The 18,681-nt window shown below is 73.7% G+C and carries 18 protein-coding genes and 1 pseudogene; 7 read left to right on the forward strand and 12 right to left on the reverse strand.

What is annotated here, in order from left to right; genetic code table 11:
* Positions 1-2,400, forward strand: a pseudogene (locus tag ACZ51D_RS04160) (hypothetical protein); the annotation flags it as partial.
* Between the two features lie 107 nt (positions 2,401-2,507).
* Positions 2,508-3,437, forward strand: coding sequence for a coiled-coil domain-containing protein (locus tag ACZ51D_RS04165; protein ID WP_189915750.1), 930 nt, complete (start codon positions 2,508-2,510; stop codon positions 3,435-3,437).
* Between the two features lie 116 nt (positions 3,438-3,553).
* Here ACZ51D_RS04165 and ACZ51D_RS04170 read toward each other — a convergent pair whose 3' ends face one another.
* Both ACZ51D_RS04170 and ACZ51D_RS04175 read right to left on the reverse strand, forming a co-directional pair.
* Positions 3,554-3,874, reverse strand: coding sequence for a hypothetical protein (locus ACZ51D_RS04170; RefSeq protein WP_360498659.1), 321 nt, complete (start codon positions 3,872-3,874; stop codon positions 3,554-3,556).
* On the reverse strand, positions 3,871-4,668 hold the full coding sequence (locus ACZ51D_RS04175; RefSeq protein ID WP_465617652.1) for an alpha/beta fold hydrolase: 798 nt from the start codon (positions 4,666-4,668) through the stop codon (positions 3,871-3,873). The genes ACZ51D_RS04170 and ACZ51D_RS04175 overlap by 4 nt, the downstream gene beginning before the upstream one ends.
* A gap of 92 nt (positions 4,669-4,760) precedes the next feature.
* On the opposite strand from ACZ51D_RS04175, the gene ACZ51D_RS04180 reads away from it, so the two are divergent.
* Together ACZ51D_RS04180 and ACZ51D_RS04185 are read left to right on the forward strand one after the other, a co-directional pair.
* Positions 4,761-5,765, forward strand: coding sequence for an ABC transporter ATP-binding protein (locus tag ACZ51D_RS04180; RefSeq protein ID WP_465617651.1), 1,005 nt, complete (start codon positions 4,761-4,763; stop codon positions 5,763-5,765).
* Position 5,766: 1 nt separating this feature from the next.
* The gene (locus ACZ51D_RS04185; RefSeq protein ID WP_465661129.1) at positions 5,767-6,534 is read left to right on the forward strand and encodes an ABC transporter permease; all 768 of its coding nucleotides are present in this window, start codon (positions 5,767-5,769) and stop codon (positions 6,532-6,534) included.
* 35 nt (positions 6,535-6,569) lie between these two features.
* Here ACZ51D_RS04185 and ACZ51D_RS04190 read toward each other — a convergent pair whose 3' ends face one another.
* A complete protein-coding gene (locus tag ACZ51D_RS04190) occupies positions 6,570-6,911 on the reverse strand; it encodes an ATP/GTP-binding protein (protein WP_360498651.1) in 342 nt (113 codons plus the stop codon).
* Between the two features lie 391 nt (positions 6,912-7,302).
* Here ACZ51D_RS04190 and ACZ51D_RS04195 point away from each other — a divergent pair, with 391 nt between their 5' ends.
* Positions 7,303-8,451 carry an LLM class flavin-dependent oxidoreductase gene (locus ACZ51D_RS04195; RefSeq protein WP_465617783.1) on the forward strand — a complete coding sequence of 383 codons (1,149 nt, stop codon included), beginning with the start codon at positions 7,303-7,305 and terminating at the stop codon, positions 8,449-8,451.
* A gap of 147 nt (positions 8,452-8,598) precedes the next feature.
* Here ACZ51D_RS04195 and ACZ51D_RS04200 read toward each other — a convergent pair whose 3' ends face one another.
* Positions 8,599-8,991: an SCO5389 family protein gene (locus ACZ51D_RS04200; protein ID WP_360498649.1), complete on the reverse strand. Its 393-nt coding sequence runs from the start codon at positions 8,989-8,991 to the stop codon at positions 8,599-8,601.
* Between the two features lie 481 nt (positions 8,992-9,472).
* On the opposite strand from ACZ51D_RS04200, the gene nucS reads away from it, so the two are divergent.
* Positions 9,473-10,132 carry an endonuclease NucS gene (nucS, locus tag ACZ51D_RS04205; protein ID WP_360498647.1) on the forward strand — a complete coding sequence of 220 codons (660 nt, stop codon included), beginning with the start codon at positions 9,473-9,475 and terminating at the stop codon, positions 10,130-10,132.
* A gap of 4 nt (positions 10,133-10,136) precedes the next feature.
* Here the strand turns inward: nucS and ACZ51D_RS04210 are convergent, their stop codons facing one another.
* The 5 genes from ACZ51D_RS04210 to ACZ51D_RS04230 all read right to left on the reverse strand — a co-directional run bounded on the left by ACZ51D_RS04210 (position 10,137) and on the right by ACZ51D_RS04230 (position 16,218).
* Positions 10,137-12,386 (reverse strand): ATP-binding protein, encoded by a 2,250-nt coding sequence (locus tag ACZ51D_RS04210; RefSeq protein ID WP_465661131.1) that lies wholly within the window; start codon positions 12,384-12,386, stop codon positions 10,137-10,139.
* Positions 12,387-12,591: 205 nt separating this feature from the next.
* On the reverse strand, positions 12,592-12,915 hold the full coding sequence (locus tag ACZ51D_RS04215; RefSeq protein WP_360498643.1) for an STAS domain-containing protein: 324 nt from the start codon (positions 12,913-12,915) through the stop codon (positions 12,592-12,594).
* Between the two features lie 354 nt (positions 12,916-13,269).
* The gene (locus ACZ51D_RS04220) at positions 13,270-14,139 is read right to left on the reverse strand and encodes a 3-hydroxyacyl-CoA dehydrogenase family protein (RefSeq protein WP_360498641.1); all 870 of its coding nucleotides are present in this window, start codon (positions 14,137-14,139) and stop codon (positions 13,270-13,272) included.
* Between the two features lie 229 nt (positions 14,140-14,368).
* Entirely contained in the window at positions 14,369-15,019 is a 651-nt protein-coding gene (locus ACZ51D_RS04225) for a response regulator transcription factor (protein ID WP_360498639.1), read from the reverse strand.
* Positions 15,016-16,218: a sensor histidine kinase gene (locus ACZ51D_RS04230; RefSeq protein ID WP_360498637.1), complete on the reverse strand. Its 1,203-nt coding sequence runs from the start codon at positions 16,216-16,218 to the stop codon at positions 15,016-15,018. Before ACZ51D_RS04230 ends, ACZ51D_RS04225 begins: the two co-directional genes overlap by 4 nt.
* Positions 16,219-16,374: 156 nt before the next feature.
* On the opposite strand from ACZ51D_RS04230, the gene ACZ51D_RS04235 reads away from it, so the two are divergent.
* Entirely contained in the window at positions 16,375-17,013 is a 639-nt protein-coding gene (locus ACZ51D_RS04235) for a hypothetical protein (protein WP_465617640.1), read from the forward strand.
* Here the strand turns inward: ACZ51D_RS04235 and ACZ51D_RS04240 are convergent.
* The 3 genes from ACZ51D_RS04240 to ACZ51D_RS04250 all read right to left on the reverse strand — a co-directional run bounded on the left by ACZ51D_RS04240 (position 17,010) and on the right by ACZ51D_RS04250 (position 18,665).
* Positions 17,010-17,582, reverse strand: a complete 573-nt coding sequence (locus ACZ51D_RS04240; protein WP_121174231.1) for a cob(I)yrinic acid a,c-diamide adenosyltransferase — start codon at positions 17,580-17,582, stop codon at positions 17,010-17,012. The genes ACZ51D_RS04235 and ACZ51D_RS04240 overlap by 4 nt on opposite strands.
* A gap of 50 nt (positions 17,583-17,632) precedes the next feature.
* Complete coding sequence (locus tag ACZ51D_RS04245; RefSeq protein WP_360498633.1) at positions 17,633-18,133, reverse strand: DUF2550 domain-containing protein; 501 nt, start codon at positions 18,131-18,133, stop codon at positions 17,633-17,635.
* 148 nt (positions 18,134-18,281) lie between these two features.
* Positions 18,282-18,665 carry a F0F1 ATP synthase subunit epsilon gene (locus ACZ51D_RS04250; RefSeq protein ID WP_360498631.1) on the reverse strand — a complete coding sequence of 128 codons (384 nt, stop codon included), beginning with the start codon at positions 18,663-18,665 and terminating at the stop codon, positions 18,282-18,284.
* Positions 18,666-18,681: the final 16 nt, after the last annotated feature.

The following is an 18,681-nucleotide window of genomic DNA, read 5'->3' on the forward strand; positions in this document are numbered from 1 at the left end:
CACGAGACCACCCAGCAGCGCGAGAGCGCCGAGGCCTACGCCGACCGCGTCCGCACCGAGGCCGAACAGCACGCCACCGACCTCACCGAACGCACCGCCACCGAGACCGCCGAGATCCGCACGGCCGCCGACACCTACGCCGCGCAGGTGCGGGCGGAGGCCGAGCAGGCCGCCGGCGAACTGCGCGCCCTCGCCCGGCACGAGACCACCCAGCAGCGCGAGAGCGCCGAGGCCTACGCCGACCGCGTCCGCACCGAGGCCGAACAGCACGCCACCGACCTCACCGAACGCACCACCGCCGAGACCGCCGAGATCCGCACGGCCGCCGAGGCGTACGCCACCGACGTCCGCGAGGCCGCCGACGAGCTGCTGGCGCGCGCCGAGGCCACCGCCGAGCAGCGCCGGGCGGATGCCGCCAAGGACGCCAAGGCCGTCCGCGAGAAGGCCGCCGCCGAACTGGCGCTGGCCAACGAGCAGGCCGGGACCGTCCGGGCCGAGGCCGGCCGCGAGCTGTCCGAGGCCCGCGCCACCGCCGACGGCATCCGCGCCGAGGCCTCGGCCGAGCTGGAGCAGGCCAAGGCCGACCGTGCGGAGCTGATCGCCGCCGCGAAGGCCGAGGGCGCCGAACTGGTCGCCGTCGCCGAGGAGGAGGCCGCCGAGGTCCGCCAGTCGGTGGCCGGCATGCACGAGGCCGCCGCCGAGCAGATCGCCGCGCTCAAGGCCGCCGCCGGGCAGGAGGCCGCCGAGGTCCGCGAGGCCGCCGAGCAGTACGCCACCGAGCTGCGCGAGACCGCCGAGCGCGAAACCGCCGAGCAGCGCGAACTGGCCGACCGGGAGACCGCCGAGCAGCGCGCGGACGCCGAGCAGTACGCCACCGAGGTCCGCGAGCTCGCCGAGCGCGAGACCGCCGAGCAGCGCGAGCTCGCCGACCGGGAGACCAGCGAGCAGCGCGCGGACGCCGAGCAGTACGCCACCGCGCTGCGCGAGCGGACCGAGCTGGAGCTGGCCGCCGAACGCGAGGCCGTCGAGGCCGAGCTCGGCCGGCAGCGCGCCGAGGCCCAGGCCTACGACGAGCACCTGCGCGCGGACGCCGAGGCCGAGCTGCGCGCCGCCCGGGAGGCCGCCGAGCAGCTGCGCGCCGACGCCGAGGCGCAGGCCGCCCGGACCGTGGCCGAGGCCGAGGCCCAGGGCGCCCGGACGGTCGCCGACGCCGAGGAGCTGGCAGCCGGGCTGCGCGCCGAGGCCGAGGAGTACGCCCTCGCCACCCGCACGCTGGCCGACGAGTACGACAGCGCCGCCCACGCCCGGGCCGACGCGTACGACGCGGAGACCCGGGAGGCCGCCGAGCAGTTCGACAAGGCCACCCGCGAGCACGCCAAGTCGGTCCTGGAGAAGGCCTTCGCCGACGCCGAGGCGCTCGGCGAGGACGCCCAGACCACCGCGCTGGCCACCACCGCCGCCGCCGAGGAGCAGGCGGACGCGATGGTCGCCGCCGCCCGCAAGGAGGCCGACCGGCTGGTCCTCGCCGGCGAGGCGGCCGGCCAGGCCGAGGTCGAGAAGGGCCGCTCCGACGCGGACACGCTGCTCGCCGAGGCCCGCCGGGACGCCACCGCGATCCGCGAGCGCGCCGAGGAGCTGCGCGAGCGAACCGACGCCGAGGTGGAGGCGCTGCACGAGCGTGCCCGCAAGGAGAACGCGGCGGCCATGAAGTCGGCCGGCGAGCGGGTGGACGCGCTGGTGACGGCCGCGCAGGAGCAGCTGACCGAGGCCGAGGAGCAGGCGGTGGCCACCGTCGCCGAGGCCGAGGACCGCGCCGCGGCGCTGGTCGCGGCCGCCGAGGACCGCGCGGGCGAGCTCACCTCGGAGGCCTCTGCCGAGGCCAGCAAGGTCCGTCTGTCGGCGGTCCGCAAGGCCGAGGGCCTGCTCAAGGAGGCGGAGACCAAGCTCGCCAACTCCACCGACCGCGCCGAGGCGCTCATCGAGAAGGCGGAGGCGAAGCTGCGGTCGGCCGAGGCCGAGGCCGAGGAGCAGCTGGACCGGGCGGCGGCCGAGGCGGAGAAGCGTCTGCGGGAGGCCGACGAGGCCGCGGACGAGCAGGTCGAGCTGGCGAGGGCGGAGGCGGAGCGGATGCTCGCCGAGGCGAAGGCGGAGGCGAAGCGGGTCACCGACGAGGGCCGGCGCGAGCTGGACGAGCTGGTGCGCCGCCGCAAGGACATCAACACCGAGATCTCCAGGGTGCAGGACGTGCTGTCCGCGCTGGAGGCTTTCGAGGCACCGTCACCGGTCGCCCAGGCCAACGGGGGAAGCAACACCAAGAAGGACGGGGGTGCCAAGGCCGGTGCCGGAGTCGGCTCCCCCCGTTCGGGTGGCAATCGTTCCAAGAACGCGCCACCCGATTGAGCGGACATTGTCCGCGAGAGAACGGCATTTCGCCGTCGACACTCCGGTACCGTGTCAGGATTCCCTCAACCACCTCAGCGGTTTGACGACAGGAAGCCCAGAACCCCATGAGCGACAGTCACTCCCCTCACGGCTTCGACCTGGTGCGCCGTGGGTACGAGCGTGCCCAGGTCGACGAGCGGATCACCAAGCTGGTGGCCGACCGTGACAGTGCCTTGACCCGGATCAGTGCGCTGGAGAAGCGCATCGAGGAGCTCCACCTGGAGACGCAGACCGCCCAGGCGGCGGTCGTCGAGCAGGAGCCCTCGTACGCCGGTCTCGGCGCCCGCGTCGAGAAGATCCTGCGGCTCGCCGAGGAGGAGGCCAAGGACCTGCGCGACGAGGCGCACCGCGCCGCCGAGCAGCACCGCGAGCTCGCCGAGGCCGCCGCCCAGCAGGTCCGCACCGAGGCCGAGAACTACGCCAAGGACCGCAAGGCCAAGGCCGAGGACGAGGGTCTGCGGATCGTCGACAAGGCCAAGAGCGACTCCGCCCAGCTGCGCGCCGAGGCCAACAAGGACGCCCAGAACAAGCGCGAGGAGGCGGACGCCCTCTTCGAGGAGACCCGCACCAAGGCCGCCCAGGCCGCGCTGGAGTTCGAGACCAACCTGGCCAAGCGCCGCGAGCAGTCCGAGCGCGACCTGGCCGCCCGTCAGGCCAAGGCCGAGAAGCGTCTGGCCGAGATCGAGCACCGGGCCGAGCAGCTGCGCCTGGAGGCCGAGAAGCTGCGCACCGACGCCGAGCGCCGGGCCCGCCAGACCGTCGAGACGGCCCAGCGCCAGTCCGAGGACATCGTGGCGGACGCCAACGCCAAGGCCGACCGCATCCGCAGCGAATCCGAGCGCGAGCTGGCGGCGCTCACCAACCGCCGCGACAGCATCAACGCCCAGCTGACCAACGTCCGCGAGATGCTGGCGACGCTGACCGGCGCGGCCGTGGCCGCCGCCTCGCTGCCGAACGACGACACCATGGGCGTGCCCGCCCAGCAGTCGCGCTGACGCCGGCTCCCCCGCCGCACCCCGCCGCACCCCGCCGTACCCCGCCGTACCGCAGGCCCTCACCCGCCCGGGTGAGGGCCTGTCGGCTGTCGCCCCGTCATCATCTCGGGGGTCTTCTACCGGGGGTAGGCGCCGTCCGGCCGCTGGTACCCGCTGCTGAGCTGGTTGCCCTCGTCGTCGGAGACGGTGCCGAACCAGGAGGTGCACCAGACCGACACCGAGTCGGGCCAGTACTGCACCTCGAAGGGGTGGCCGGACCCGTAGTCGCCGTAGGAGGTGACGATGAAGGTCTCCCCCGGGCGCATCCAGTAGTCCTCGCCGAGCGGTTCCAGGGTCAGCTCGACCAGCCCCTCGCTCCGGTTGGTCACGGGCATCCGACCGCTGACCTCCAGCGCCGAGAAGTCCCAGGCCGCCGCGTCCCGGCTCTCCTGGCTCATCCGGCGGCCACCCGGGCGAGCAGGGCGCGGACGGCGGTGTCGAAGGCGTCGGGCGCCTCCAGGGCGCTCAGGTGGCCCACCCCGGGGATGACGGTCAGCTCGGCGTCCGGGCGGGCCCGGACCATCAGTTCGGCCTCCTCCGGCGCCACCAGGGGGTCCTGGGCGCCCGCCACGACCGCCACCGGCACCCGCAGCCCGGCCAGCACGTCCCGGGCGTCCGTACGGGCCGCCATGGCCCGCTGGGCCCAGGCCACGGCGGCCGGCGAGGCGGCGGCGACCATCGTCTCCACCCGCTCCACGAGGTGCTGCGAGTCGGGCCCGAGCTGCCCGGCCGCGACCTGCTCGTCCAGCAGCAGCCGCACGCTGTCCCGCGCGGTGACGGCGGCGGCGATCCGCTCCCGGTTGGCCCGTACCGCGTCGGTGTCGGCGGTGGCGCGGGTGTTGGCCAGCAGCAGGCCGGACAGCCGCCCGGGGTGGCGGCGGGCGAAGGCCAGCGCCACGTAGCCGCCCATGGAGAGCCCGCCGACCACCGCGCGCTCGATCCCGGCGGCGTCCAGCAGCAGTGCGAGGTCGTCCGCGACCCGGTCCAGCGAGGGCTCGTCGACGCCCAGCTCGGTGCCGCCGAACCCTCTCTGGTCGGGGGCGAGCACCCGGGCTCCGTCCCCGGTCAGGCCGGGCAGCGCGTCCAGCTGGGACGACCACATCGAGGCGTTCAACGGAAAGGCGTGCAGCAGCACGAGGGGTGTTCCGGTACCGCTCTCGCGGACGGACACTGCGGAGGGGAGCTCGGTCATGGGCCCACCGTATTCCGGTGCGCCCGGCGGGCCCACTCAGCGGGCCGCGATATCCGCTTTGTCCTAGCCTGACAGAGAGTAAGGGAGCGCGAATGATCGAGTTGCACGACCTGACGAAACGTTACGGCAAGACGCTCGCGGTGGACCGGCTCAGCTTCACGGTCCCCCAGGGCGTGGTGACCGGCTTCCTCGGCCCGAACGGCGCGGGCAAGTCCACCACCATGCGCATGATCCTCGACCTCGACCGCCCGACCGGCGGCCGGGTCACCATCGACGGCAAGCGCTACGGACAGCTCAGCGAGCCGCTCAAGTACATCGGCGCACTGCTGGAGGCCAAGGCCGTCCACCCCGGCCGCACCGCCCGCGACCACCTGCTCTGGCTCGCCCAGAGCAACCGGATCCCGGAGCGACGGGTGGACGAGGTGCTCGCCCTGGTCGGCCTCACCCCGGTCGCCCGCAAGCGGGCCCGCGGCTTCTCCCTCGGCATGGGCCAGCGCCTGGGCATCGCCTCCGCGCTGCTCGGCGACCCGGAGATCGTCATGTTCGACGAGCCGGTCAACGGCCTGGACCCGGAGGGCATCCTCTGGATCCGCAACCTGATGAAGCGCCTCGCCACCGAGGGCCGGACGGTCTTCGTCTCCTCCCACCTGATGAGCGAGATGGCCGTCACCGCCGACCACCTGGTGGTCATCGGCAAGGGCCGGCTGCTCGCCGACATGCCGATGCCGGAGTTCATCCGGCACAACTCCCGCTCCGCCGTACGGCTGCGCAGCCCCGAACCCGAGCGGCTGCTCGACGTGCTGGCCGACGCCGGCCTGCGGCACGAACCGGGCCCGGACGGCTCCTACGAGGTGGTCGACGGCGACCTCGCCCGGCTCGGCGAACTGGCCGCGGCACACGGCGTCGTGCTGCACGAACTCAGCCCGCAGCAGGCCTCGTTGGAGGAGGCGTTCATGCAGATGACGGCCGACTCGGTGGAGTACCACGCGGGCGACGGACCGGGCCGGGACGCGGCCGGCGCACCCGGCGCCTGGGGCGCCGGCTGGAAGGCGGACGGCGCCCGGCAGACCGCCGCGGCACGGCAGGAGGAGAACTGAGATGACGTCCTTCCCGGCGATCCTGCGCTCCGAGTGGACGAAGATCCGCAGCGTCCGCTCGACGGTCTGGACGCTCGCGCTGGCCTTCGTCGTCACCGTCGGCATCGGCGCGCTGCTGTCCCTGCTCACCAACAACAACTTCACCGAGTTCCGCCGCAACGAGCAGTCCCCGTTCGACGCCACCGGGACGGCCTTCGCCGGCATCATGCTCGGCGAGCTGGCCATCATCGTCTTCGGCGTGCTGGCGATCGGCAACGAGTACAGCAGCGGCATGATCCGGGTCACCCTGGCCGCCGTCCCGCAGCGCGCCACCCTGCTCGGCGGCAAGGCGGCGGTGCTCGGCGCGCTCGCCCTGGCGGTCTCCCTGGTGACGGCCTTCGTCACTTTCTTCGTCGGCCAGGCACTGCTCGGCTCGCACTCCACCACGCTCGGCGAACCGCACGTGCTGCGCGCGGTGTTCGGCGCCGCGCTGTACCTGACGATGCTCTGCCTGTTCTCGGCGGGCGTCACCACGATGCTGCACAACCAGACGCTCGCACTGGGCGTGCTGGTCCCGTTCTTCTTCCTGCTCTCGCCGATCCTCTCGGCAGTGCCGAAGGTCAAGACCCTGGCCCACTACTTCCCCGACTACGCGGGCTCGCGGATGCTGCTGGTGTACGAGCAGCACGGCCAGCCGTACGGGCCGTGGGCCGGCTTCGCCATCTGCCTCGCCTGGACCGCCGCGGCCCTGGTCGGCGGCATGCTGGTGCTCAAGAAGCGCGACGCGTAAGGCGGTTCGGCCCGCCCGGCCCCCGCGAAGGACCCTCAGTACCGCGGAGCGCCGCGGCCTCGCAGGATGTTGGAGGCCCGGCGCTCCCGCGCTCCCCAGCACGCGCGGTGCCAGTGCCGCCGGTCGTCCACCCCGGCGCCGTGCATCGGCCAGGCCACCACGTGGCCCACCCCCGCCGGGATCTCCTGGTCGCAGCCCGGGCAGCGGTAGGGCCGCCCCGCCGTGCCCGCGACCGTCTGGACCACCCAGTCGTCGCCCTGGTAGCTCTCGGTACGGCGCAGCGATCCACCGAGCGGGGCGGTCGGCCCGGCACTCTCGCGCGGGGCGGCGCTCTCGCGGGGGGCGGCGCTCTTGATCCGGTTGCGGCGCGGCGACACGGTGGACTGCCTCTCTTCCGGGGGCTCTGGGCCGTTCAAGCCTACGGCCGGCCGACCTTCTGAACGGCCTCTATCACGGGCCCGCCCGACGCTCCGGTGTTTTTGCCGAGATCCACCCGATCATCGGGGAAATTCGGGGTTCAGCGTGCCATTGGCACATGACATCGGATACCCACAAGGGGAACAGGCGGGGCCCGCAGACCCTGCGCGCACCCGAGGAGGCCCAAGGATGACCAAGACCGATGCCCGTGCCGAGACCCGCCGACCCGTCGGGGCCCGGCCGCCCGCCCCCAGCCCGACGCTGACCGCCGTCCCCCCGGTGACGGCCGTCGCGGGCGAGCCGCTGCCCACCGCGCAGCGCGCGGGGGCGCTGCCGGCGAACACCGCGCCGGTGCGGGTCGGGCTGTTCATGCTGTCCGCGCAGTTCCCCGGGCAGAGCCACGGCGAGGCGCTGGAGCGCACCGTCCGGTCCGCCGTCGAGGCCGAGCGGGCGGGCCTGGACAGCGTCTGGCTGGCCGAGCACCACTTCGTCCCGTACGGGGTCTGCCCGGACGCCGCGACGCTGGCCGCCCTACTGCTCGGCCGCACCCGCCGGATCGGCGTCGGCACGGCGGTCAGCGTGCTGTCCACCCGCCACCCGGTGGCGCTCGGCGAGCAGACCGCGCTGCTGCACCTCACCTCCGGCGGGCGCTTCACGCTCGGGGTCGGCCGCGGCGGGCCGTGGATCGACCTGGACATCTTCGGCGACGGCGTGGGCGCCTTCGAGAACGGCTTCCCGGAGCGGCTGGACCTGCTGCTGCGCTGGCTGCGCGGCTCCCGGGTGGGCGCGGACGGCCCGCAGTTCGCCTTCCCGGAGGTGGCGGTGGTGCCGCGGGCCACCGAACCGCTGCGGCGGCCCGGTCTGAGCAGCTGGCTCGGCTTCGACGAGCAGTCCGGCCCGGTGCGCTTCCCGCGCCAGCGCCAGGACGCCGAGGGCCTCGGCGAGGAACTCACCGCCACCGGGCGGCCGGTGGCCGGACCGCCGGTGGTGGTCGCCTGCACCTCGCCGGGCGGGGTGAAGCTGGCCGCCGAGCGCGGCCTGCCGATGCTGCTCGGCATGCACTCCGGGGACGACGACAAGCTGCGGATGCTGGAGCTGTACCGCACCGCCTGGCTGGCCGCCGGGCGCAGCGAGGAGCAGCTGCGCCGGGTCGGCCGCGCGCACGTGGCGGCCGGGGTGGCCCAGGTCGACGACCGCGCCGCGGCGGCCCGGTCCACCCTGCTGGGCTCGATGCCCGGCTGGTTCGAGTACGGGCTCGGCGCCCACCGCACGGTGGACGGCCGCGAGCGCAAGATGCGCGACCCGCGCGAGTACACCGAACTCCTCTGCGACCTGCACGCGGTGGGCACCCCGCGGCAGTGCGCCGACCGGCTGCTGGCCACCGCCGAGCGGACCGGCATCCGCCGGTTCGCCCTGCTCGCCGAGGGCAGCGGCGACCACGAGGCGACCCTGCACAACATCGCCCGGCTCGGCTCCGAGGTGCTGCCGCAGCTGGGCTGAGGACCCGCCGAAAGCGGGCCCGCCGAAAAGGGGCCCGTCGAAAAGGGGCCCGTCACCGACCGGCCCCGCGCCGCCGCGGCGCCGACCGCCTCCGCCCTCCGATGCGGAGGACGGGGGCGGCCGGCGCCGCGGCGGCGGTACCGCCACTCAGCAGTCCCGCAGTTCCTCGGACTGGTTGAGCAGCTGCTCCCGGACGGAGGTGAAGCGCGTGAACCGCGCCTCGTTGGCATCCGAGGGCAGGAACACGGCCACCCGGTGACAGTTCTGGAAGCCCAGCCGTACACCGAAGTGGCGCTGCAGGGCGCCCCGGATGGCGTCGCTGGCCAAGGCGCGCAGCAGCTGGCCACGGGCCTGCTCGCTGGGCGGCGGTACGTGGTTGTCGGCGAAGTCGGTGCCGTCGACCTTCGCCTGGGCGACCAGCGAGCTGATCAGGTCCCAGGCGTACGGCAGGGAGACGCGGACGCAGTCGACGAATTCCCGCTCGTCGACCTCGCCCCGCTCGGCCTTCTCCAGCAGGGCCGGTGAGACGTCGAGCGACATGGATTCTCCTCTCGCGGTCCACCCGCGCGGCGCCCGGGTGGTCGTGCGTAGTCCAAGCTCAGGTGAGGGTGAGCGAAATCGCGTGTGGTGTCCGGAACACCGTGGGACGGGGGTTGCCGGCACCTTCGCGACCAGCGGTGGCGGCACGGGACGTGACGCCCCGAACACCGACCGCGCTCAGAACAGCGTGGCAGTCAACGACGGGGCAGGCCGGTCATTCCTGCGGATTGCTTCGGAAATACGCTGCGGTGCACCAGATTGGCCGGATCCTGTCGGATCGTTCATCTGAAGTCTCCATCCCCGTTGACAGCGATCCCGCGAGCGTGCCGTCACACACCGTAGCGACCAGATGGGATGGGCGCCAGACCGCGACGAGCGGGAGCGGAATTGCCGAACCTCAATGTTCGCGGGGTTCGCGCTTTCTTCACCCCGTCGTCGCGGAATCGCATCAACTGGCCCCGGTGGGCTAGCGTGGTCGACCGTGCGTCTCGTAATTGCCCGCTGCTCAGTCGACTATGCCGGTCGGCTCTCCGCCCATCTGCCCTCCGCCACCAGGCTCATCCTGGTCAAGGCCGACGGCAGCGTCAGCATCCACGCCGACGACCGCGCCTACAAGCCGCTCAACTGGATGTCCCCGCCGTGCGCCCTCAAGGAGGCCGACGGGGTCTGGACGGTGGAGAACAAGGCCGGCGAGAAGCTCATCATCACGCTGGAGGAGGTGCTGCACGACTCGTCCCACGAGCTGGGGGTGGACCCCGGCCTGATCAAGGACGGCGTCGAAGCACACCTCCAGGAGCTGCTCGCGGACCGGATGGAGGTGCTCGGTGCCGGCTGGTCGCTGATCCGCCGCGAGTACCCGACCGCGATCGGCCCGGTCGACATCCTCTGCCGCGACGCCGACGGCGCCACGGTGGCCGTCGAGATCAAGCGCCGCGGCGAGATCGACGGCGTCGAGCAACTCACCCGCTACCTCGAACTCCTCAACCGGGACCCGCTGTTGTCCCCGGTCAAGGGCGTCTTCGCCGCGCAGGAGATCAAGCCGCAGGCCCGCGTGCTGGCCACCGACCGCGGCATCGGCTGCGTGGTGCTGGACTACGACGAACTGCGCGGCATCGACGACGACAAGCTCAAGCTGTTCTGACCGGTCAGCCCGACGACGTCGAAGCCGACGGGCTGGGCACCCCGGTGGGGGTGGCCGTCGCGGTCGGCGTGGCGCTCGGGGTCGGCGTGGGCGTGCTGCCGGTCGGCTTGGGCGACGTCGGCTGAGGCGTGGGCGGCTGGGGCTGCGGCGTCGGCGGCTGCGGCTGTCCCGGTACGGGCGGCTGCGGCGGCTGCGGGGCCTGCGACCCGGTCGCCCCCGGCGAGGAGCTCGGCTTCTTCGTCGGCGAGGCGCTCGCCGAGCGCGAGGCGCTGCCGCTCGCCGTCGGCTCCGGGCTGCCGCTCTGCGTCGCCGGGCCGCCCGGCGCGGTTGCGACCGCACTCGGGGAGGCGCTGCCGGAGGGCTGCGGGAACGGCGCGTCCTGGGCGCCGCCGCCCTCGTCCAGCCGACCGCTGTGCGGGTCCTTCGACGTGTGCTCGTCCGGCCCGGTGAGGCTCATCGCCACCGCCGTCCCGAGCACTCCCAGGGTCAGCACGACCGTGGTGACCACGGCCACCCGCCGCCGCTTGCTGGACTTCAACCGGGCCGGCACCCGGGCGGCGATCTTGCGGATGACCGGCGCGCGACCGGGCCCCGTGGGCGTGGCGGCCGGCAGCTGCCGCCCGTCGGCGCGCAGCAGGTCGAGCATCCGGCGCGCGGAGGCCACCCCGCGCTGCTCCCCCGCGGACACCCGCAGGGTGAGCGCGGTCTCCAGCTCCGCTACGGCCCGGGACGGCTGCTGGACGCAGATCGCGTGCACACCCGACTCGTGGTGGAACCAGGCCTGGTCGCTCGCCGAGCCGGCCCGGCGGGCCGCCTCCAGGCCGAGCTGCAGCACCCGTTCCCAGGCCCCCCAGCGCAGCGCCAGCGCCAGCGCGGGCGCCGCCGCCCGGGCGAGCCGGACCACCGCGTCGTGGCGTCCGGCGGCCCGGTCGGCGAGCAGGACGCCGATCAGCACCTCGGCCTCGGCGGCGATCTGGTCCAGCGTCACCGAGCTGTGCCCGACCCACCAGGCGAAGTGCTGGGCGGCGCCGTCCACGCAGCCGAGCGCCGGCCAGTGCGGGAGGAGCAGGTCGAGCGCGCCGGCGGTCAGTCGGTGGTGCCCGCCGATGGACACCGCCAATCCGGCGTCGGCGAGTTCGGCGAGGGCGGCCTCGCCCAGGCCGACGTCGATCAGCGCGGGCAGGTGCGGCGCGGTGGGGCATTCCCCGCCGAGGGCGACGGCGAGCCGCAGCACGGCCTGCGCGGGCTCGCTCAGCCCCTCGGCGAGCCGGACGGCGGGCGAGGCGGTCTCGGCGACCGAGGGCAGCGGGACGGTGCGGCGCAGGGCGTTCTCGCGGATCGCCGGGTCGGGGTCGCGGACGGGCCCCTCGACGGCGCCGAAGACGTCCATCCGGTCGTCCTCGGCGGCGACCAGCGCGTCCACCGAGACGTCCCGCTGGCGCAGCAGCGCGGCGGCCTGGACGAAGCGCAGCGGCAGGCCCTCGGACTCGAACCAGAGGTCCACCGCCCAGGCCTTCTCGGCGACGTCCAGCGGCCGCCCGGCGAGCCGGGCGGTGAGGGCGAGGCAGGCGGCGCGGGAGAGCCCGGCGACGAGGTGGTCCTGCATCCGGGAGCCGGCCGACAGCGGCGGGCTGTCCGGGGCGACCGAGACCAGGAAGGCGCAGCCGGGGGCGACGGCGAGCAGGTGCTCCAGCTCGTCGCCGGAGAGCTCGGCGGTGTCGATCACCACGACGGCGCCGACCTCGGCGAGGTGGGCGGCCAGCCCGCCGGGATCGGGCCGGTAGCCGGGGGCCTGGTGGGTGGCCGCGAAGAGGTCCTGGAGCAGGTCGGCGACGGTACGGCGGTGGCCGCAGAGCTGGACGACACCGCCGGGGGCGAGGTCGGCGGCGGCCTCGGCGACGGCCGACAGCAGTGCGCTGCGACCGGAGCCGGCCTGGCCGACCAGGCGTATCGAGCGGCCCTCGGCGAGCAGGCCGAGCAGCTCGGCGATGTCCGCCTCGCGGTCCAGCAGCGGCAGGTCGGCGGGTCCGGCGCCGAGTGCGAGCGGGCCGACCGCGCGGCCGACGCCGCCGACCGGGCCGCGGGCGGGCTCGCTGCGCTCGATCCGGCGCGGGCGGGGCCGCCACTCCTCGGGGCAGGGCCGGGCCTCGGAGCCGTCCGGGGCGCCGACTCCCACCAGCAGGGCGCCGGAGACCAGTTCGCCGCCGCGGGTGCGGGCGGCCTCCTGCCGGATCTCCCCGGATGGCTGTGCCACGTTCTGCTCCGCATCGTGCTCGGCCGCCGGCGCCCCGCGCCGACCGGCTGACGTCCCGGTCGCGGCCGCGGGCGGTCTGGGGGCAGCCCCGGCGGCCGTCTTCTGACGGGCAGACTCTCGCACATCCGGGCCCGCCCGTGCAGGGCGGTCCGGGGCCGGGGGCCGTCCCGGAGCGCTGACCAGGCGTGTTGGCTGACCGGGCGCGTTACAGGACGATGCCGTGCGCCTCGGCGATGCCGCCGTCGACGGCCAGGATGCGGTGCAGCTTGGTGGCCACCAGGAGCCGCTGGAGCTGGGCCGGGACGGAACGCAGCACCAGGCGGCGGCCGATCCGGCCGGCCCGTCGGTGGGTGCCCATGATCACGCCGAGGCCGGTGGCGTCCCAGAACTCCAGTCGGGCGAGGTCGAGCACGAGGTCGCCGTAGCCGCCGTCCACGGCATGGTGCAGCCGGGCCCGCGCGTCGGCGGCGGTGCGCACGTCGAGGCGGCCTTCGATGGCCAGCGCCGTGTGGTCGCCGGTGATGCGCACGCTCTCCTCCTTCGCCTGGACGGCCTGGTGCGGGGTGGGGCCGCCCCGGGCGTACCGGGTGCGGGAGCGGGGTGTGCGTCCGGGCGGGCCGCAGCCCCACGCCCGGACCCGGTCGGACTGCCGGGTTCCCTCATCTGACGGCGTAGCTGCTCCGCAGGTTGCTGCTTCCGGCCGGATCTGAAGCAACTTCACTCGTCCGAGGGAATATACGCAGGAAGTCTCCACACCTACGCTCGATTACCGCCCAAATCACCCGTCTGCGGCACCCGGCGTGAGGAAACTCACCAGACCCGGCGGAGCGGGCCGTACGATGCTCCGATCGCACGGCCCGCGGGGTCGTTCAGCCCGGTCGGCTCACTTGCCTTCGTACGGGTAGAAGCCGCGGCCGCTCTTGCGGCCCAGGTCGCCGGCGGTGACCATGCGGGCCATGATCTCCGGGGCGGCGAACTTCTCGTCCTGGGTCTCGGTGTAGATGTTGCGGGCGGCGTGCAGCAGGATGTCCACGCCGGTCAGGTCGGCGGTCTGCAGCGGGCCCATCGCGTGGCCGAAGCCGAGGCGGCAGGCGGTGTCGATGTCCTCGGCGGTGGCGACGCCCGACTCGTACAGCCTGGCGGCCTCGACGACCAGCGCGGTGATCAGTCGGGTGGTGACGAAGCCGGCCACGTCGCGGTTGACCACCACGACCTCCTTGCCGACGCCCTCGGCGTAGGCGCGGGCGGTGGCCAGCGCCTCGTCGCTGGTCTTGTAGCCGCGGACCAGCTCGACCAGCTTCATCATCGGGACCGGCGAGAAGAAGTGGACGCCGACGACCGACTCCGGGCGCTGGGTGGCGGCGGCGATCCGGGTGATCGGGATGGCGGAGGTGTTGGAGGCCAGCACGGCGCCGTCCTTGGCGAGCTTGTCCAACTCGCGGAAGACGGCCTCCTTGACCTCCAGCTTCTCGAACACGGCCTCGACCACGATGTCGGCCTCGGCGACCGCGCCCAGGTCGGTGGTGGTGGTGATCCGGCCCAGCGCGGCCTCGGCGTCCTCGGCGCTCAGCTTGCCCTTGGCGACGAACTTCTCGTACGAGGCGCGGATGCCCGCGAGGCCGCGCTGCAGCGCCTCCTCGGTGACGTCCCGCAGCACCACCGGGTGGCCGGCCTGCGCGGACACCTGGGCGATGCCGGCGCCCATCAGGCCGGCACCGATGACGGCGATCTGCTTGCTGGACGCGTTGCTCATGGCTGGGTCTCCCGATGCCGTCGCCGCCCCGCGGGCGGGCCCTGAAGGCGGCTCAGGGCAGGGGTGACCGCCGTGTGGAGCCGCATCGCTCGTTTCCGGGACTCTAGTGCCCAAATCGCTCACGCAGTAGCAATCGAGAGTGTGATCTGCAACCGACCCGGTCAGCTGCCCAAGCAGCTCGTCAGACGGTCAGCCGGGCCGACGCTCAGATGGTCAGACGCTCGGATGGTCAGACGGTCAGACCGAGGTCCTGGGCCAGGATCGCCGCCTGCACCCGGCTGCGCAGCCGCAGCTTCGCCAGGATCCGGCTGACGTGCGTCTTCGTGGTCGCCTCCGCCATCGTCAGCCGGGCCGCGATCTCCCCGTTCGACAGCCCCGCCCCGATGCAGGCCAGCACCTCCCGCTCACGGACGGTCAGCCCGGCCACCGCCTCCCGGGCCTCGGGCAGGACCAGCCGGTCCGGGCGGGCGAACGCGCCGATCAGCCGCCTGGTCACCGAGGGTGCCAGCATGCCGTCCCCGCGCGCCACCGTCCGGATGCCCTCGATCAGGGTGTCCGCCTCCAGGTCCTTGAGCAGGAACCCGGCCGCGCCGGCCCGCAGCGCGCCGTAGACGTACTCGTCCAGGTCGAAGGTGGTCAGCACGAGCACCTGGGCGGCCCCGGCGGCGACCACCTCGCGGGTCGCCGAGACGCCGTCCAGCCGGGGCATCTGCACGTCCATCAGCACCACGTCCGGCCGCAGTTCCAGCGCCAGCCGGACCGCCTCCTCACCGTCGGCGGCCTGCCCCACCACCGTGAACTCCGGCTCGGCGCGCAGGATCATCACCAGCGCCGCCCGTACCGCCGCCTGGTCCTCCGCCACCAGAACCCGGATCGTCATGCCCGCCCCTCACTCCCCTGGGCGCGCGGCAGCACCGCGCGCACGCTCCAGCTTCCGTCCTTCGGCCCGGCCTGGAAGCTGCCGCCGAGCAGTCCGGCCCGCTCCGCCATGCCCACCAGCCCGGCCCGGGCGCCGGGCAGTCCGCGGCCCGCCTCACCCCGGTAGGGGCTGTCGACCGCGATCCGAAGGTCCTCCGCCCCGAACTCCAGCCGCAGCCGGACCAGTCCGGGCCCGGCGTGCTTGAGCGCGTTGGTCAGCGACTCCTGGACGATCCGGTACGCGGCCAGCCCGACCGGCACCGGCACCTCCCCGCGCTCGCCGTGCTCGGCCAGCTCGAAGTCCAGCCCGACGTCCTGGCCGGCCGCCCGGGCCTTGGCCACCAGGGCGTCCACCGCGGCCAGGTCGGGCGCCGCGTACGACTCGTCGACCTCTCCGCCGCCGCTGTCCCGGAGCAGTCCGATCATGCGACGCATTTCGGCCAATCCCTGGACGCTGTTCTCCCGGATCACCGCCAGCACCTCCACCAGCGGGTCGTCCGCGGGCAGGCTCCGGCGCTTGGCGACGGACTGCGCACCGGTGGCGTGGATCGCGATCGCCGACAGGTGGTTGGCCACCACGTCGTGCAACTCCCGTGCCATCCGGGCCCGTTCGGCACCGACCGCCTCGCGCCGGTCCATCTCCGAGAGCAGCGCGGTCTGTTCGGCCCGCAGCCGCTCGGTCTCCGCCTCCCGCCGGTGTTTGCGCACCACGTCGCCGGTCCACACCGGGGCCAGGAAGACCAGCGCGCTGATCACCGCGATCAGCAGCCCGGCCGGGGTGCCGCCGGCGTACCAGGCCAGGCTGGAGAGCACCAGCACGGTGGCCCCACCGGCCAGGTGCAGCACCCGCGACATCTGGCGGCTGCCGTAGGTCACCGCCGCGTACAGCAGATCGGTGTACATGATCAGGGTCGCCAGCAGGCTGCCGGTGAACAGGCTGGCCGCGAAGGCCAGCCCGCCGAGCGACACCGCGAGCACCGGTCTGGTGCGTCGGCACAACTCCAGCCCGGCCATCACCAGCATCGGCAGCACCACGGCCCACAGCGGCACGCGGTCGACGTTCTCGTACACCCGGAAGACGATGAGCACGGTGCCGCCGAGCAGCCCGCACAGGGCGATCAGCCGGTCGAGCCGGCGCGGGGAGAGGGACGGAACGGGCACACCCCCATCTCACCATCCCCGGCGGCCCGTCCGGCTCCGGTCCGCGGAGGAGCCCGCTACATCGAAAGATGCAGACCCGGACGGCACCGCGCGACGACGACACCGGCGCACCCCCGCGCCAGGCTGGACACACCGCCGAATGTCCGGGAGCAGAACGTGATCGTCACCCTCATCGTCGCGGCCGAGATCTCCTGGTGGATCGTGCTCGGCCTGGCCCTCTCCGCCCGCTACCTGCTGCGTTGGCGCCGCACCAGCACCGTGCTGCTGCTCGGCCTCCCGGCCGTCGACCTCGCCCTGTACGCGCTCACCGTGCTCGACCTGCGCGGCGGCACCGAGGCGAGCTGGACGCACGCGCTCGCCGCGAGCTACGCCGGATTCTCCGTCGGGTACGGCCCCTCGCTGGTCGGCTGGGCCGACCGGCACTTCCAGCACCGCTTCGCCGGCGGCCCCAAGCCGCTGCCCTCGCCGAAGTACGGCCCGGAGCGGACCAGGTACGAGTGGCAGATCGCCGGGCGCACCACCGTCTCGGCGGCGATCACGCTCACCCTGATCACCCTGCTCGTCCCGCTCTCCGGGGGCTCCGCCCACTACGGCACCTTCGCCCAGTGGTACTGGCGGCTGGGCATCACGGCCGTCGTGAACGTCATCGTGGCCGGCTGCTTCTCGCGCTGGCCCAAGGAGCCGCCGGCCGGTGTCCGGGTCGAGAACGGCCGCGTGGTGAAGGAGCAGACCCCGGCCGAGCACGCCCCGGCCGGACACGCCCCGACTGGGGACGCCCCGGCCAAGCAGCTCTAGCGGTTCTCGCCCGGCACCCAGAGCACGTCGCCGCGTTCCTTGTTGGCCACCCGGGCCAGGATGAACAGCAGGTCGGAGAGCCGGTTGAGGTACTTCGCGGTCAGCGGGTTGACGGTGTCCCCGTGCTCCGCGATCGCCGCCCAGGTGGAGCGCTCGGCCCGCCGCACCACCGTGCAGGCCAGGTGCAGGTGGGCCGCGCCGGCCGTGCCGCCGGGCAGGATGAAGCTGCGCAGCTTCTCCACCTGCTCCAGGTAGTGGTCGCAGTCGCCCTCCAGCCGGTCGACGTAGGACTGCAGCACCCGCAGCGGCGGGTACTTCGGGTCCTCGACCACCGGGGTGGACAGGTCGGCGCCGACGTCGAACAGATCGTTCTGGACCCGGACGAGCACCGCCGCCACGTCCTCGGGCAGCGCCCCGACCGCGAGCGCCACCCCGATCGCCGCGTTCGCCTCGTTGGCGTCCGCGTACGCGATCAGCCGCGGGTCGGTCTTGGTGGTGCGGCTCATGTCGCCGAGCGCGGTGGTGCCGTCATCGCCGGTACGGGTGTAGATGCGCGTCAGATTGACCATGCGGCCACCCTAGCCGGGCAGGTTAGGCCGCGTTAACCCCGGAAACGACCCTAGGCGACGTTGACCCTCTGCCCGGGCGGGGCCGCTTCCAGCCAGGCCAGGAAGCCGGTCAGCGCGTCGTCGCTCATCGCCAGCTCCAGCGGCGCCCCGTTGTGCAGACAGCGCAGCACCACCGAGCCGGAGAGCAGTGCCAGTTCCTCCTGGCCCTCCGGGTAGCGCCGGCCGAGGACCTCGATCTCCCGGCGCGGCAGCACCTTGCGCGGACGCGGGGCGTAGGAGAAGACCCGGAACCACTCGATCGAGTCGCCGCTGTACCGGCCGATACCAAAAACCCACCCCTTGCCGTCGGTCGGGGGGACCGGGGCGGAGGTGGGTTTGCCGTTCTCGTCGAGGTCGGGCTGCGTCGAGGCGTCGGCGGGCATTTTGAGCCGGTAACTGCAGTCGAACGTACCGCCTACCCGCTGGATCAAGCGGCGGCGGACGGCGAAGGCCATCAGGCCGATCACACCCAGCGCCACGACCGCCGCACACACCACAAGCGCGAGGACCATGCTCACCTACCTCCTCGCTACCCGCGTTCCCCGTAGCGGTCGTATCAAGCGACCGCGCTGACCTACCAACTACGACGACAGTCCCGGGGTCACGCTCGCGCGTCCCCGGGACCGTCGGTCGACCCCGCCAAGCCGGGGTCCGGCACACTCAGGCGTGGACCTTGAGGCCGCGCGCCGCGAACAGACGGACCTCCGCACGCCGCTCGGCGTGCTCGTCCAGGTCCGACTGGGCCTTCTCCAGTGCGCGCTCGGCACGCGCGACGTCGATCTCGTCCGCCAGCTCGGCGATCTCCGCGAGCAGAGACAGCTTGTTGTCGGCGAAGGAGATGAAGCCGCCGTGCACCGCGGCGATCACGGTGCCGCCGTCCACCGTGCGGATGGTGACCGGGCCGGTCTCCAGCACGCTCAGCACCGGGGTGTGACCCGGCATGATGCCGGTGTCACCGGAGGCCGTACGGGCGACGACGATGGTGGCCGCACCGGACCACACCTTGCGGTCGGCTGCGACCAGCTCGACGTGCAGCTCAGCCAACGTGGGCTCCTAGGCT

Source organism: Kitasatospora sp. NPDC033851 (assembly GCF_055576085.1).

What these genes read in the sequence shown, in the direction of transcription:
- ACZ51D_RS04220 (WP_360498641.1), bottom strand. Translation starts at nt 14,139, where the DNA reads ATGAGCAACGCGTCCAGCAAGCAGATCGCCGTCATCGGTGCCGGCCTG.
- ACZ51D_RS04170 (WP_360498659.1), bottom strand. Translation starts at nt 3,874, where the DNA reads ATGAGCCAGGAGAGCCGGGACGCGGCGGCCTGGGACTTCTCGGCGCTG.
- ACZ51D_RS04185 (WP_465661129.1), top strand. Translation starts at nt 5,767, where the DNA reads ATGACGTCCTTCCCGGCGATCCTGCGCTCCGAGTGGACGAAGATCCGC.
- ACZ51D_RS04180 (WP_465617651.1), top strand. Translation starts at nt 4,761, where the DNA reads ATGATCGAGTTGCACGACCTGACGAAACGTTACGGCAAGACGCTCGCG.
- ACZ51D_RS04245 (WP_360498633.1), bottom strand. Translation starts at nt 18,133, where the DNA reads ATGGTCCTCGCGCTTGTGGTGTGTGCGGCGGTCGTGGCGCTGGGTGTG.
- ACZ51D_RS04175 (WP_465617652.1), bottom strand. Translation starts at nt 4,668, where the DNA reads ATGACCGAGCTCCCCTCCGCAGTGTCCGTCCGCGAGAGCGGTACCGGA.
- ACZ51D_RS04165 (WP_189915750.1), top strand. Translation starts at nt 2,508, where the DNA reads ATGAGCGACAGTCACTCCCCTCACGGCTTCGACCTGGTGCGCCGTGGG.
- ACZ51D_RS04240 (WP_121174231.1), bottom strand. Translation starts at nt 17,582, where the DNA reads ATGGTCAATCTGACGCGCATCTACACCCGTACCGGCGATGACGGCACC.
- ACZ51D_RS04200 (WP_360498649.1), bottom strand. Translation starts at nt 8,991, where the DNA reads ATGTCGCTCGACGTCTCACCGGCCCTGCTGGAGAAGGCCGAGCGGGGC.
- ACZ51D_RS04225 (WP_360498639.1), bottom strand. Translation starts at nt 15,019, where the DNA reads ATGACGATCCGGGTTCTGGTGGCGGAGGACCAGGCGGCGGTACGGGCG.